This is a genomic window from Fuscovulum sp. (assembly GCA_035192965.1).
Taxonomy (GTDB): Bacteria; Pseudomonadota; Alphaproteobacteria; order Rhodobacterales; family Rhodobacteraceae; genus Paragemmobacter.
Window position 1 is genome coordinate 1,695,537 of sequence record CP136571.1, and the last position, 15,053, is coordinate 1,710,589.

Below are 15,053 nucleotides of genomic sequence, written 5' to 3' on the forward strand. Positions count from 1 at the left end.
GATTAGAGTCCGGCCCGTGGTGATCCGACCCTCAACGTTGGACTGCCCGGAGGCAGAGTTTTCCGGCTTCGCTCTGGGTGATGGGCTGGTGGCGCCCCCTGATTTCGTCAGCATGATCGGGACCTTGTTGCCGATCGCGCCGTGTGGCCGTTCCTCGTTGTAGTATCTACGCCAAGCCTCCAACTTTTTGGCCGCGTCCGCAAGGGTCAGGAACCAGTGCTGGTTCAGACACTCGGCCCGGAAGCGGCCATTGAACGCTTCGATGAAGGCGTTGTCGGTCGTTTTCCGGGACGTGAGAAGTCGAAGACCACCCCGCGCTGATAGGCCCAGAGGTCCATATCGCGCGAGACGAACTCGCTGCCTTGATCAACGCGGATCGTCTTGGAATAGCCTGCTGTTCGGCACACCCGATCGAGGGTCGCGACCACATCTTCACCACGGTAGCTGTAGCGCACGTCGAGCACGGGCACATACCGCGAGAATGTGTCGACCACGGTCGGCACTCGCAGCTTTTTGCCCGTTGTCAACTGGTCATGAACAAAATCCATCGCCCACACTTCGTTCGGCCCGACGGCTACGGCGCGGTCATCGCGCAGCTTCGCCTTCACCCGCCGCTTCGGCGTCTTGTGCCTGAGCTGCATGCTCAACTCCTTGTAGATGCGGTATACTTTCTTGACGTCTATGCCCCAGCCTTCACGGTCCAGCAGGACATGAACCCGTCGGTAACCATACCGCACGCGCGTCTAACAGATCTCCCGGATCCGCTTGGCCACGGCAGCCTGATCGGTGCGGCGGGATTGGTAGTGGAACGTCGAGCGGTCAAATCCGATGGCCCCACAAGCCTGCCGGATCGATACCGCCCGATCGCTGCACGTCCTGCGAACCAGTTCGCGCATCCGACCAGGCTTCAAAATTCGGCGGATCACGTCCTGCAGCATCTCGCGGTGCAGCGACAGGTCCGCGAAGATCTTCTTCAGCCGGGCATTCTCGTCTTCGAGCCGCTTCAGCCGCTTCATCTTGGTCGGCAGCAACCCGGCATACTTCTTTCTCCAGTTGACGTAGGTCGCCTAACTGATCCCCGCCTTGCGGCAGATTTCCGCAACCGGGGTCTCGTCTCCGCCCTGCTTGATGATGAACGCCCTTTGCGCGTCTGAAAACTTCGACGCCTTCATCGCGATTCCGCTCCTCTCCCATCCAGGAAAGCGTAGCGGAAAACCTCAGCTTCAGTCGGCCCAGTTTCTGGAGATCAGATGACAGAAAACAAATGACACACTCGAGCCTCAACTACATGGCTTAGCACCCATCTCAATGGCTTGTCGTCCGGAAATTGTAATATAATCTTCAAAAACATAGCGGGCCTTTGCCAAGAACCAAGCGCGAATTTTGGGCGGATAGTAATCTGCCATCATCATGGAAACGCGATCAAACTCTCGTGGAACTAATGGAATTCCGCGCAAAGCTGAGGATGGGCCGTGAAACCCAAGTCTTGCATTTGGTTTCACGCATGTATTGTGGGCACCGAGATAGAGGGTACAGGCAGAAACGCAAGTTCCAGAGATCTCAATCTTTGTCTGTTTTCGATCAAGCTCTTTTATTTCGACTACACGGGCCTCAACGGATCCACCCATGTCTTTGCGTATAACGAGGCCGGAAGATTCGGCTGCAAAAGTAGAATACGTGAGAGAAAACGTAACCGTACAAAAACGTATAATTTCTAGCGCAAACCTGTTCATTTCGACCTCTGGCGCGTTGATCTTGCGTAGGGTCGCATCGAAAGATTGCGGACTTCTCTAATTCACTAGAAATCTTCTAGTGGTTCATTTCCACTGACGTTGCGACCTGAGGTGCTTTTGCTTAAGTCCTTGAAAGAAATCGCCTTAGGAAAAGGATGGAGCCCTGTTTGATAGGTATGTGAGCTGTCCGTCAGGATGGGGGTACACATCCAAGTTGCTTTAGAACTCAGAGGAACTTAGGTTAAAAGATAACTTAAGGAATTTATTGGAGAGCTTTTAATTCTTCTGTCGCGTCGCGGAAGAACTGGCAGATCGCACATGGGCAGGATCATCACGTTGCGATCCGATCAACAAGGACAGTTGGACGAACCTAGAAAAAGCTCGCTCAGTTGTAGAGCTGAACCTCAGTTGCCTGCTGGTTCATCACAGCGTTCAGATCAGGGGCTGTCCGAGCCGTAATAGCTATAGTTTCCATAGTAGCCGTATCGCTTCTGCGTACCTTCCTCCAGGTTCAGGACACCAACGTAATGGGCAGACTGCGGCATGTGTTCTCTAAGTTGAAGGGACGCCTCGCGGATCTCGCCCTGCGTCGTAGTAGCGTATCGAACCACTTGAACCACAACATCGGCGAAACGAGCTAGGTAGCGGGTGTCGACGACCGGAAGGATTGGAGGACTGTCGATAACGATGATATCAAATCCGTTCTTCGCAACCTTCATCAATCTTTTGAAACCTTCACTATCAAGGAGTTGATCAGTCGGCACAGAGCTACGTGCGCCTGCAGGCACAACGATAGCTGTGCTTGCGGGATCGTGCATCGCTTCGGTGGTTTGATCGGGATTTCTTGAGTAGTTGGCCAGGTAGCTGATCAATCCACCCTTGGTCTCAATCTTGATTCTTCCCGCAATTGAAGGTTTCCGCATGTCGGCATCTATCAACAGAGTGTGAACGCCTGCGAGAGCGTAAGTGCGGGCCAGGGCTATGGCGGTTGTTGACTTCCCTTCTGCCTGGAGTGCCGAACACACAAGGATGACGCGACCACATTTTTCCCGATCATCAGCGCTGTTCAGATCGGTCTTGAAGTGGATATCGATGGCCGCCCGGAGCTTTCGGAAACTCTCCGCATAAACCGACATCGGAGCATCTATTGGTATATCAGCTGGGTCGACGGTTCCTCCACTGACGTTCAGTGTACCGAACGTGACGGGTACTGTCGCTTGCAAGATGTTGGAAAGTTGGCTCGGCGAAACAACTCCGCCTATGTAGAATTCTTTCAGGAAGGCAAACACCGTTCCGAAGCCAACACCCCCAAGGAGTGCAAACATAATTATGAGTTGCACATTGGGCAATGCTGCGCCTGTTGGAGGGAGAGCTTCCGAAACGACCCGTGCATCTGCAATTTGCAGGTTTGCCAGTGTGCCAAGGTCTTGCTCTCGTGAAAGGAGTGTTTGATATTGGTTGCGAGCAATAGTTGCGCTTTGCTGCAGATTGAATAGCTGAGTGAGCATATCTGCGGAAAGATCGCTTTCCAAAAGCACGCCTCGAAGTTGCTGACGGGCTTCGATCTCCCGCTCACGCGTTGTGTCTATTTCAGAGCGTATTGAGGAAAGGATCTCATCTGACGTTGTCGACAGTGTAACTTCAAGGCTCGCTAGTTCACTTTGAAGGTCAATAGCTTCCGACGATGCTGACTGTACGGCACTAAGACGAGCTTCAAGCGCTCTACGTTGCTGCGCAAGTTGGCTAAGAGCCTGATCACCCAGAATTTCGGCCAGCGTATCATAATCACTTGCTTGCAGAGCTGACTCAGCCGATGCAAGTGTTTCTTTCGATTGGCTTTGTGCAGCTTTTGCCTCGTTCAGGCGAATACGAAGCGCCGAAACCTCAGGATTACCTGTTTCACTCTCGAGACGGACCAAGTTGACTTCAATAAACGAGTTAACAGCAGATTCCGACCTTGAAAGGTCTGCTTGCGCTGTTTCAATTTGGTTCCGTAAAACGTCCCGAGCAGATAGCGTTGCTTGTGTTTTAGTCGTTACTTGACGTTCGATGTATACTTTCGCGTACATATTTGCGATCCGGGCAGCTCGCTCGGGACTAGATGAGCTAACAGATATTGCAATGAGGTAAGTTAGGCCGCGACGACTAATTGAAACGTTTTCTTTAAAACGAATGAGCGTTGACTTTACTATGTCCTGTGATGTTACTTCTGGCCTTGGCTTCAAGCCAAAGATGCGGCGTATTGAGTTCCCGTCGAGTTCTGTGCCCAAAGCGATACCTAGTTTTTCGAGATAACTCAGCCTAGGGCCATATTCGGCATCTTCAACTAATCCGGCTTCAAGTATTACAGCCAGTGCAGTTGCGTCGGATCGCAGGATTTCGACTTCACTGTCTACGCGAGAGTTCAATACGGCACTCTGCTCTTGCCCGACCAAGTTGGGGTCAAGAAGGTTTGATGAGCGACCGTCTACCTGAATAAGTACGGTTGAGCGATAGATGGGTGTCGCAACTATAAGGTACGCAGCAGCAGCAGCGAGGATAACAACAACCGTCGCAACTAGGAGGCTCCGCTGCCTGTAGAGAATTGCAAGGATCGCCTTAAGATCGATTTCGCTGCCCTCAAGCTGATGAAAACTACCTTGAGAATTGTCTTGGCCATACTTCATATCAACTATGGGTCCTTGTTTGAAATGAGAGTCAATGGCATGTTCGAGCCAACCCGGAGAGCGGTTAAGCGCCCAGTTCGGTAGCAGCCAGTGTCGACCATGATTGTCGTGTGCGTGATTTCCGTTCTTTCGACCATCACATGACCATGAACACGTCGCACGCCAACGCTCCTGTCGAAAGTCTGTTTTCCCCAGAGCAATGTCTTGAGGCTCTGCGCGTGAATTGGGCGCTCTGCGTCATACCCAGCGTGGCTGACAATAAAAGTCCCATCTTGAGTGACCAATTCGACAACATGGTTCAGTGAGGCCAAGTAAGCCACGTGTGCATATGGAATATGTGTTTCAAGGACCTGCTTCGCACGCCGCGCCGACATTTTTCGAAGCGCTGACCGGTCGAGCGCCAAGCCGTATGACATCAATGTTTCAAATCCGCCAAAGTCCAGCCAGTCTATGTTGGATCGCGGGTCATCATAAAACCGAAGAAACATCTCTTCATGGTTCCCAAGGATTGCCATTACGTTCTCTGCCGTGGAAGAACATAGAAAATCCATGACTCCTGCAGAGTTCATGCCGCGATCAATTACATCTCCAATGAGCAGTACTCTGTAGGGTAGGGCGTTAGCTGCTGCATCAGTTGCTATACGTCTTAGTAGTTCAGTCAGTTCATCAAGACATCCATGCACGTCACCCACAATGTAGGTTGCACCACCGTTTACTTCTAACGTGCAGACCCTTAAACTTTCGTCCCCACCAAAGAAACTAGTTCGCCCATCGAGGAAATTTCGAAGTAACCCCTTGAGCATTACTTGTCAGTCCTGTGCTTTGAGAGGATGACATTCACCAAGTGAAAACTTCTCGTCTGGCGTAGTGGTAAATCGTTGCCGGTACTCCCCCTAACTGTTTTCTTCGAGCGATAGCCAAGACCAAGGCAAACAATCGTTGTGAACACATAGACGTTTGCAGGAATTTCCAAACTGAAGTCGCCCAAGGAATGCACACCAGCCGTAACAATGGAGCCTATGCCAGCCAACGCAAAGCCAAAGAATCCGTCCATTTCGGTCAAGCGTCGGGCAAGCACTACCAAAGCAAGCAGTAAAACCATCGGTGGAAAGGAGCCGACAATGATTCCGGCCTCTGCCCAAAGTGCCAAGTATGTGTTGTGAGCCAGGTCATAGTGAACTGGGTTATCCAAAGGGGGGCCGCGAAACATCTCAAAGGCCGCACTGAATGTATCCAAGCCAAAGCCTGTAATGGGCCTTAACTCAATCATCCCTATTGCTTGCCTGTATATCTCCAGTCGGTCTTCTCCATCACCAGCCGTGAACAAAAACCGAGTTGCAACGCCCTCGGATATTGACAGTGAAGTAGCCAGCAGACTGGAGAACGTGGCTGACAGAACGGTGTCGCGGATCAGCAAGCGTAAGCTTCGCGTGGCGATCCAGCGCCAAACCATTAAAGATGTGAGGACTCCGCACATACTTGCTGCGAGCCCTAACCGTGACTGAGTAGCCAGCAGGGCAATGAACAGAAACATTTCGCCGATGATAACAGCGATAGTAAGCGGACAAAACCTGCCAAGAACGTCTGCCTTGCGTGTTTCCCGAATCCTACGATTAGTGATTTGTTCTGCAAGCAACCCTATTCCGAGGATCATCCCAAAGCCTAAGAATGTTGCTAAGGAGTTACGGTTCACGAAGGTGCCGGTTGCGGAGCCCGCATACTGTTCCTTCGGACCCCACGGAGAGAAATCACCCAGCACCTTCAGGGCGAAGAGAGCATAAGCCGCTTGCAAAACAATACCAAAGAAAACAATTTTCCCCACCAACATCACACGCTCAGGACGACGAGCAACTTCAAGCACCAGCGCTGCAAGGAAAACGTATCCTGCAAACCTGATCACCGCAGACATTGCCACGTAGGGTTGAATGGATACCGCAGCCAGTATTTTGGGGTCGAGTCCATTCGGCAGTGCAAGAAGCTCCTCGGGAAACCAAGTTCCCAGCGGGAGGGACTGAAGCAAACCCCATAGCGGCACCAGTAGGAGCATGCAGAAGCTCCATTTGAAATTGATGAACCGCAGTCGCCCTTCTGGTTCAATGATAAAAAAGCGGCGTAAGTATAGGGCACTTAGAGCCGCAAACAATGCGGACCAAAGCAACCACCATGCAGCACGGTTTGAAGCGAGCGGAACGGCTGAAAGCGGGACAAGAAAGGCAAGAAAGATCGCAAGTCTGTCATGAAAGATCGACAGCGCACTACGATGTGGCGTCGGAGGAGCCATCAATTCTGCTCCCCTGCGGCGCGTCTTACAACTTTGACAAGATCAGCTTGCTTTTCGGCCTTAAGGTTCCGTCCTGCTTCAACGATCACATCTCGGAACGCTGGAACAGATACATAGATCCGCGCCACGGCCTGTCTGCCCCACCACGTTTCTGCAGCTCTCTCAAAATCTCGAACTATTAGTTCACGGGTCGTGGACGGTGGAGAGCCATAGCTTGTATAAGCGGCCAGCCTGATTTGGAGGGGAACCGGCTCATTGGGTGCCGTAGTCTGAGCCATGGCTAGTTGGACCGCATCATCAACTGTTCTTTCCATCAGCAAGAGTGTAGCTCGAGCACGGCCGCTTAGAGGAGCACTAGAAAGAACAGATCGGGCGAAACGGGCACAGTTAAATCGAACAAGCCTGTTGAGCTTCTCGTCCGCCTTGAGCAGAGGGGCTTCTAGAACGACTTTGGCACATGTGACAAGAAGGTCCCTGGAAGTCTTACTGCTCGCTGGTAAGGGCAATGCCTCTTCGATTGCCGCAAGTTGTTCGATCTGCTGATTTGTTGTGCCGCGTAAAAAGAATACGAGGCTATATTCCTTGAAAAACTCTATTGCAGCGCCTGCGAGTACTGCGGCGCAAAGCAGGTAAGGAGTCCCAGTCCTCAAAAAACGGCGAACCGTCATGGCAGTGCTCCAAAAACAGAACTGAAACAAGCATCTGTCGCCACGTTCTGTCATCATCCAAGTGCGCGTTCAAGTGAAGATGCAAAGAGAAGAAAAGCAAAACATCGTCAAATGGACAGATTTGAGTAACTAAAGTCAGCAGGAAAAAGTTATCAACTGAAAAAACATTTACTAATTGCAGCATTTACAATTGATCGAACTTGGCGCGGCTTTGCGTTTAGAGTTAGAGACTGAGTGACATCGGGACAAGGCAGCTCAACATGAATCAAGCGCACCACAGTGTAATTTTAAGAAGAACTTTGCCGGCAGTGGCATTGGCATTATATTCCCTGATGCCTCTCGAAGCGACTGCTAAGGCCGTTGACGTATCTCAGGCAGCACTGGACCAGATTGCGAGTGGGTGTGCCGCTGGAGGTGCGGCTTGTACCGCAGCGTTCACTGCAGTTGTTGCCGAACTACAAACGGCTAACCCCGGGAGCGAATTGGAACTGCTGTTGATTTCACTGGTTGCTGCCGTGACTGACGCGTACAACTCAGGCGCGATACCGGCGACTATTGCATCCGCTGCGTTGAGCGCTGCGCAAGCGGTTGCCTCCTCCGCTGGGCAGGCAGCAACTGTTGCATCTATCTCGGTGGCTCTTGCCAGTGTTGAGGCGGGCAACCCGGTTCCTTTTAGCGCTGTTGCGCAAGGAGCAGCGGCATCTGCCGTCGTTGGTACTCAAGCGGGAACTAACGGGGGTAATTCTGACAATGGCGGAAGCGGAATAAACGATCAAGTCGCAAGCGGCAATTAATCCAGCCTGCAGCGAAATTCGAAGCTTCATCACGTATCCAAGTTGATCAGCTAGTAGAGGAACGCAAAATATAAGCGGTCTTCCGCAATACGATCTATTGGGCGCTCGATGTAACCGCAACGAGAAAAATTGTCATGGTTTACTCATCGTACTCAAAAGAAGAACGAAACGCGCCCACGGGCGAGAACCCGTTTCCTGCGGGCGGGTTGCCAATTTCCAAAGCGTTTCCAACCCAAACTGCTCCTGCAACAGAAGAAAAGGCACAGCGCCATCATGTGATTGGCTTCTATGCCCGCTATGGAAAACGAATGTTTGATATACTATTGGTCTTCATCGCCGCTCCTGCATGGCTACCTTTAACAGTTCTCTTGGCGGTCGGTGCAATGTTGGACGGTGGAAGGCCACTTTTCTTTCAGAGCCGAATCGGACGGAATGGCAAAGTTTTCCGGATCGTTAAGCTCCGCTCGATGGTTGTTGGAGCTGATAAAAAGCTTGTTGACTATCTTGCTTCTAATCCAGAGGCAAAGGCCGAATGGGACGAAAAACAGAAACTACTGAATGATCCTAGGATCACTACATACGGGAAATTCATTCGTAGAACCTCCCTTGATGAACTGCCGCAGCTGTGGAACGTTCTTCGTGGGGAAATGAGTATTGTCGGCCCCCGCCCGGTAACTGCAGTGGAGTTAAAGCGATACGGTTCGAGAGTAGAATTTTATCAAAGTATGCGTCCGGGCATCACGGGGATGTGGCAGGTGTACGGTCGAAACGATGTAAGCTACGACGAAAGAATAGCGTTGGACGTAGAGTATACGAGGCGAGCATCATTGTTTGTTGACATAAAGATGGTACTTTTGACTGTTCCGGTGGTACTTCGACTTACAGGTAGGTGAGTTTCATCAGTGCAAATCAGCGTTTCAAAAATTGAGAATGCATTTTTGGCCGAACACTAGGACGAAACATTAGGGCGACAGATTCTTCCAACTGGCGCCCGAAGCCCGAGGTACCATAATGTCCCTGTTTTTCTTGCTGCTATCGCTCTTGTGTGCTCTTGCGGTGACTTATCCTTACCTACTTTATGGCAGGCTGCTCGATGTTGTTCCAAGTCAGCCTTTGCATCCGAAGCTAGGACACAATTGTTCCGCAACACTTGTTTTTTGCGCCTACAACGAGGCTGCAAGTCTACCCCAGAAGCTTGACAATATTGCCGCATTGAAGTTGCGTCACCCCGATCTCGAAGTTCTAGCCTTCGATGATGGTTCTTCGGACGGCTCGCTCGATCTACTGCTGTCGCGTCGTGACCTGCTTACCGTGATTACGGGCAGCGGGCGCAACGGTAAGGCGCATGGGATGAAGCAGCTCTCCGCCCGAGCTGGCGGGGAGATCATAGTGTTTACCGACGCCAACGTCACATTGCGCGAAGATGCCATTGATGCGCTTATGGCTTGGTACGCCGACCCGCAAGTGGGCGGCGTTTGTGGATCGCTTATCTATCTTGGCACCGACAGTTCCGCAACTGCCGCAGTGGGGTCGCGCTATTGGCGGCTTGAGGAAAAGCTCAAATCTAAGGAATCCCGCACTGGCAATGTGATGGGCGCAGACGGGTCAATTTTCTCAATAAGGAGAGAGCTCTATCCCAACTTTCCCGATACAGTGCTTGATGACCTAACGGTATCAATGCACGTGATATTTGCTGGACTGCGGCTAATTAAGGCCGACGACGTGATTGCCTATGAGCGTATTGTCGGAAAGCGCTCTGACGAAATTGCACGCAAGATTCGCATCGCCGCTCGCGCTTTTCACACTCATGTGTTTCTGCGGCAAAAGCTAAACCAGATGCACGCAGTAGATAAATTCAAATACAGTTCCCGCAAACTACTGCGTTGGTTTGGCGGTGGTTTCCTTATACTGGCTGCGCTGTTTGCGATGCTCGCAGCGTGGTTGGTCTCGCCGTTTCTGGCGCTTGTGTGTCTGGTGATCTGCGCAGGACTTATTTTGGTTGGGTTGCGCGCCAATAAGGGACCGATGGCGTCCATAATGGAAGTAATCATTGCTCTTCTAGCAACACAGCTCGGGATCATTCATGCTGTTCGCGGGAGGACTTTTTCAGTGTGGAGCCCGGCAAAATCGCGTTAAATGGACTTGTTGACACGCCATCCTTAGGCGTAAAATATGGGCGAGCCGAACTAGAATACGTTGGGTAATTGCCCGCGCGTTGTGCGACAAGCCGCCTAGTGCGTTGATCGGACAAGGTTGGGGGGATTGAAATGCGACTTGATTGCATTCTGCATGTGTTGATTGGTAGAGTTGGTGAACAACTGCGAGATTACGTAATATAGCGCTCGAGCCAAGGGGTCATGCCAGAGGGAAAATGACAGGTCAAAATAAGTATAGATAATCAACAGAGAATATAACATCATAACACGCATGCGTAAGCTGTTTCTGAAATACATCCGAAGGAACAAGTTTGTGTCTGGTATCTTTTGGAGGTACTTTGCTATCTCAATTCAATTCTTTGTTGTTGTGGCAGTTGTGCGCTGCTTGAAAATTGAAGATGCTGCAGTTTATTTTTCTTTGTTTGGCGTTGTAGGGGTATTTTTCACCCTTTCGGGTTTAGGGTTGCCCGACGGTCTTGTGCGCCATCTGCCAAATTGGCTGGACAAAGACGTGATGCTAGGGCGTAGTCTAGCGCTTCAATGCATGGTGGCGACCATGGCCTTGAATTCGATGTTGGCTGCTCTAGTATCAGCGACCGCTTTGCTTCTGTTGGATTTGCGAGCTGACTTATATTTTTTAATTTTGGCAATTTGGTGGTTCGGATATGCAGCAGTTTTTCTAAATGGCCAAATACTTGTCGCATTGGGAACGCCCGGACTTGGTGCCTTTTTCGCATATTCGTCCATAAATATAGGTTATCTGGCAACGCTGCTTCCCTACCTTTTCCTTGCCAACGCCCCCACCTTGATCGGAGCTTTATCAATTGCTGCTGCGGGGTCATCCTTGGCCGTGATCGCGTCTTTTGTGGTAGTTCTGGTTCGGTTGGGTCGCCCTCTAACGCAAGATCTTACAACCTCTAAAGTAACACCCGCGAGCTGCGAAAATGCAATCCTCATCGTCACCACCGGTTTGCCAATAGTTCTTTCTAGGTTTATACAAGCTTCGTTGCCTTGGGTGCCCGTTTGGTTATTTATTGCCTCTGATCACGCAGAAAATGCGGCCATCTACGCCGCGGCTTCTCGATTGATGGTCATTGTTACTGCATTAATAGGTGCGTTGCGATTCACATCTAGGCAGAGCATCGTTCTTAATTACCACAGGCAGCAATACGAAAGCATTGTCAAGCTTAACTACCGTGCATCACGCTTGGCCATGGTTCCGCCGGTCGTTGCAATCGCTTTTCTTTTTTCCGTGGGCGATACTGTGGTGCCTCTCTTTCTGGGAGGGGGCTATGCGTTGGCAGTGTCCGTGGTTGCGGTTTTGATCTTGGGCGGCGTCGCCGAGGCATTTGGCGGTCTGTCCGATGAAATACTTAAGATGATCGGAAAAACTCATATCGTGTTGTGGTCCCTTGGAACTGCGCTGCTGGTTCAGGTAGCTATTGCAAGCCTACTGATCGATAAAGCCCCCTCTGCGGTTGCATGGGCCACGGTTGCCGCGTTCTTCGTTCAGTATAGCTGGCAGATTCTTTGGTTGTCGCTGCGAACCCCCATCAAAATCGTTCCTATCAAAAGCCGGTAGAAGCATGATAGTTATCGTATTGTGGACATTTGTAGCATTGCTTGCGCGAACATTGGAACGCACATGGTGGTCGCCTGGCGCTTTTCTCGCATTGACTATGTGGGTGTCGGGTGTTGGCACAATTGTTTTTGCTCCTGAGTATTACATGTCTTTTTCTGCGAATGTGTATCTGGCGATTTTGGCAATGGTTGCTAGCGTCTGCAGTTTCGTCGCGGCTGCAATGGGTCAGAGCGGTTCACATCAGGTTGATATCGCTGTAACCAAGCCGAAAACCTTGTTTTTATTCGGATTATTCTTTTCGTCTCTATCTTTTGTCTTGACCTTGCAAGCAATTGGAGTGCGCCTTGCAGACGTGCTGTCGCCTCAGGGCATCATGAGGGTGGCTCAGGCTGCCACGTATCAGCGCTACACCCAGGGGATCGATTTTGCCATTTACTACAATATTTCCAACGCTTTTTTGTTAGCGTACGCTATGGCCGTTGCGGTCATTTTGGCTTATCAGCGTAGCTTCCGACTGCATCTACTTTTGCCATTGGGCATCTTTGTGGCATCCAACATACTTATCACAACTCGTGCGCCAATTCTATTCATGCTGTTGATGATGGTTTTTAGCTTGGTCTTTAGTATTAAGTTACGGTATGGCCGGCTGCCGCCGATGTTTTCCATTCATGTTGTGCGCATCGGTTTTGTTGGTGTAACGTTTGTGGCGGGTATGTTTTTTCTGTTTCAGATTTTGCGATTTGGTGAAAGTTCGACACGCGGTATCGCCGATGTTTGGGAACATTTACGGCGGTGGCCTTGGGGGTCCTTGCCCGGTTTTTCCTTGTGGTTCGATGGATATGGTGCCTCAGTCGAGACGCGACCATCGGGATATTACACGTTTATGGGGCTCTATGACATTCTTGGCATCTCCGATCGCCAAGTGGGAGGGTTTGGCGATTATCTGCATTTGACAAGCACCGAGGTTGCAAACATTTACACGGTGTTTCGGGGGCTTTGGCACGACTTTGGTGCAGTCGGATCTGCCATATTTCTTGGACTGATAAGTATGCTCGCTGGTCTTTCATTACACGGGACGTTATTGCGGAACGTTGCTATTTCGCTGATAGGATACGTTGCGGTCATGTCGTTTCTATCATGGAGTTTTGTTTTTAGTTTTTGGGCTTACACTGCTAATCTTACCGCCTTTGCTGTTTTTCCAGTTCTATTAAGCTTCTGTTTCTCCATATCCGGTACCACAATCTCGCATAAATATCGGAACAATTGATATGCAACAGTCGGACGATTCAGTATCACTTGCTGTCATTCTCGTTCTCTATAACTCCTATGCCGACACGGAAGCTTTTCTTAATGCTCAAGGGTCAACGAAAGAGTTGTTACGCTTCATTGTCGTAGACAACACTCCCCACGCAAGGGTGGATCAACTAGCGCTAGATCGGTTTTCAGTGCGCTCTGATGTTACCGTACTCTTGGCTTATCCGGAGAATCTTGGCTACGCAGGCGCTGCAAACTTTGCCTTGCAGCGCTTGCCCGAATTGGCGGAGTATGATTATGTAGCGTTGTCAAATACTGACTTAGCTTTTGATGCCAGTGCTTTCCAGAAAGTTTTGACAGAGACAAAGCGAGAACACACGCATGTGGGCGCAATTGCGCCACGATTGACTATGCGCGACGAAGGCGAGAAGCCGCAGTTACACTACGTAGAAAAACCTACACGTGCACACTATGCTCACCTTGTTCGGATTTTCTCAAATTATCCTTTAACGATTTTGCATCGACTTGCCGCGGATACAAAGCGTCGTTTGGGTTGCTCTAGAAATCGAAAAGAAACGCCAAGATTCATTTTCGCTCCTCATGGCGCACTAATGATTTTTACACGTGCCTACATTGCGCAAACTGCGGGTTTCGCCCATCCCGCTTTTTTATTTTGTGAAGAGGTTTTTGTAGGCTTGGAATGCGAGAAGGCAGGCCTCGCGTGTATTTTTGAACCTCGGTTGACCTATTCCCACAAAAATCATGGTGCGATGGGGTTGATTCCATCCCGGGAAATCGTAGGCCATTTGCGGGAGGCTCACAAGGCGGTGCTACCTTTGCTCGATTAAACTGCTTTTCCGTCCGAGCGACTAAGAACCGATGGTCAAGGGAGGAGAGTTAATGCGACCCATGCCCCTAGCCGGATCCTGTGCTTCTCCATCTTTTTGATCATCGGGGTCCGGTTGAGTTTCAAAGCAGTGATCTCGCTTTTGTCTAGACTTCAAGGAACGTTGATCAACTCGGATAACTTTTCACCGACGTAATATCAGACTGCTTACTGCCTTCGTTTCGACGCTGGGCCAATGCAGTTGGGCTTGGTATCGCCCGTTTAGGAACTGTATCGCTCACGTCGTTGCGGCGGTCCATTTCTGTCGGCTCTTGCACAAGGCGTTGGCGATGATGACGAGCTATCTTGCGACGGCGGTTATTTTGACTCCGTGCGGTTTTGCGGCCTTCCGAATACGATCTGCGGAGCAATTCAGGCTTGGGTTATGATGTGCTGCTACCCGTGCTGCCTAGAATATCACGTGCCGCAGGGCACGGCGACTTCCGTCGATGGCCCGTTTTTCGTGCAGGGTTCCGCTGTCGTGCGGGACCGGCGCCAATCCAGTGAGTGCTCCAGCCGCTTCGCCGTTGATGGTGCCGATCTCGGGCATTTCTGCGATCAGCATCGCGCTGGCGAAGGGGCCGATCCCCGGAATGGAGCGAAGGACGATGGCGGTCTCCGACAGACGATCATCACTTTCGATGGCCCGGGTGATACGGTGTTCTAGTGTCTTGATCAGGCTGTCGATTCGTTGCTTTAACCCGGTGTCGACGTCCTGAAAAATCACGGCTACGCCGAGCTTTCGTTTCGCACGGATTTGGGCCAGCAGCCGTTTGCGCATTTCAACCAACTTCGCTCTCTAGGTCGGCAAGACTCTGAGAAGGCGTAACTTTTCCGCTGGAAGACTGCGGCCTGCTTCGGGCCGGAAGGTGAAGAAGCGGGCGATGAGTTCGGCATTAATCCGGTCGTTCTTGGCGCTCGGCCACGGCTTTGCGCAAACGCCTTCACCTGATCCGGTGGCACTTTGCATACGTTTATTCCTTCTGCCTCAAGAATTGCCCAGAGTTGCCATTCTTGCCCGTCAGTCGATTCA

12 protein-coding genes and 1 pseudogene are annotated in these 15,053 nt (G+C 50.9%); 6 read left to right on the forward strand and 7 right to left on the reverse strand.

Annotation, left to right across the window (positions count from 1 at the left end; translation table 11 throughout):
- Positions 1-75: 75 nt before the first annotated feature.
- Positions 76-1,172 (reverse strand): annotated as a pseudogene (locus RSE12_08370) (IS3 family transposase).
- Here RSE12_08370 and RSE12_08375 point away from each other — a divergent pair.
- Positions 1,129-1,254 (forward strand): hypothetical protein, encoded by a 126-nt coding sequence (locus tag RSE12_08375; protein ID WRH64895.1) that lies wholly within the window; start codon positions 1,129-1,131, stop codon positions 1,252-1,254. The pseudogene RSE12_08370 and the gene RSE12_08375 overlap by 44 nt on opposite strands.
- 26 nt (positions 1,255-1,280) lie before the next feature.
- On the opposite strand, the gene RSE12_08380 is transcribed toward RSE12_08375, so the two are convergent.
- From RSE12_08380 to RSE12_08400, 5 genes are all read right to left on the reverse strand, one after another.
- Positions 1,281-1,628 (reverse strand): hypothetical protein, encoded by a 348-nt coding sequence (locus RSE12_08380; protein WRH64332.1) that lies wholly within the window; start codon positions 1,626-1,628, stop codon positions 1,281-1,283.
- Positions 1,629-2,170: 542 nt separating this feature from the next.
- On the reverse strand, positions 2,171-4,399 hold the full coding sequence (locus RSE12_08385; GenBank protein WRH64333.1) for a polysaccharide biosynthesis tyrosine autokinase: 2,229 nt from the start codon (positions 4,397-4,399) through the stop codon (positions 2,171-2,173).
- 5 nt (positions 4,400-4,404) lie between these two features.
- Entirely contained in the window at positions 4,405-5,202 is a 798-nt protein-coding gene (locus RSE12_08390; protein ID WRH64334.1) for a metallophosphoesterase, read from the reverse strand.
- A complete protein-coding gene (locus RSE12_08395) occupies positions 5,202-6,680 on the reverse strand; it encodes an O-antigen ligase family protein (protein ID WRH64335.1) in 1,479 nt (492 codons plus the stop codon). Before RSE12_08395 ends, RSE12_08390 begins: the two co-directional genes overlap by 1 nt.
- Positions 6,680-7,348: a hypothetical protein gene (locus RSE12_08400; protein WRH64336.1), complete on the reverse strand. Its 669-nt coding sequence runs from the start codon at positions 7,346-7,348 to the stop codon at positions 6,680-6,682. Before RSE12_08400 ends, RSE12_08395 begins: the two co-directional genes overlap by 1 nt.
- Positions 7,349-8,276: 928 nt before the next feature.
- Here RSE12_08400 and RSE12_08405 point away from each other — a divergent pair.
- From RSE12_08405 to RSE12_08425, 5 genes are all read left to right on the forward strand, one after another.
- Complete coding sequence (locus RSE12_08405) at positions 8,277-9,035, forward strand: sugar transferase (protein WRH64337.1); 759 nt, start codon at positions 8,277-8,279, stop codon at positions 9,033-9,035.
- Between the two features lie 118 nt (positions 9,036-9,153).
- Positions 9,154-10,278 carry a glycosyltransferase gene (locus RSE12_08410; protein WRH64338.1) on the forward strand — a complete coding sequence of 375 codons (1,125 nt, stop codon included), beginning with the start codon at positions 9,154-9,156 and terminating at the stop codon, positions 10,276-10,278.
- A 291-nt stretch (positions 10,279-10,569) separates the two neighbouring features.
- Entirely contained in the window at positions 10,570-11,880 is a 1,311-nt protein-coding gene (locus RSE12_08415; protein ID WRH64339.1) for a hypothetical protein, read from the forward strand.
- Positions 11,881-11,884: 4 nt separating this feature from the next.
- Positions 11,885-13,147, forward strand: coding sequence for an O-antigen polymerase (locus tag RSE12_08420; GenBank protein ID WRH64340.1), 1,263 nt, complete (start codon positions 11,885-11,887; stop codon positions 13,145-13,147).
- Between the two features lies 1 nt (position 13,148).
- Positions 13,149-13,982, forward strand: coding sequence for a glycosyltransferase (locus RSE12_08425; GenBank protein ID WRH64341.1), 834 nt, complete (start codon positions 13,149-13,151; stop codon positions 13,980-13,982).
- A gap of 447 nt (positions 13,983-14,429) precedes the next feature.
- On the opposite strand, the gene RSE12_08430 is transcribed toward RSE12_08425, so the two are convergent.
- Entirely contained in the window at positions 14,430-14,801 is a 372-nt protein-coding gene (locus tag RSE12_08430) for a transposase (protein WRH64342.1), read from the reverse strand.
- Positions 14,802-15,053: the final 252 nt, after the last annotated feature.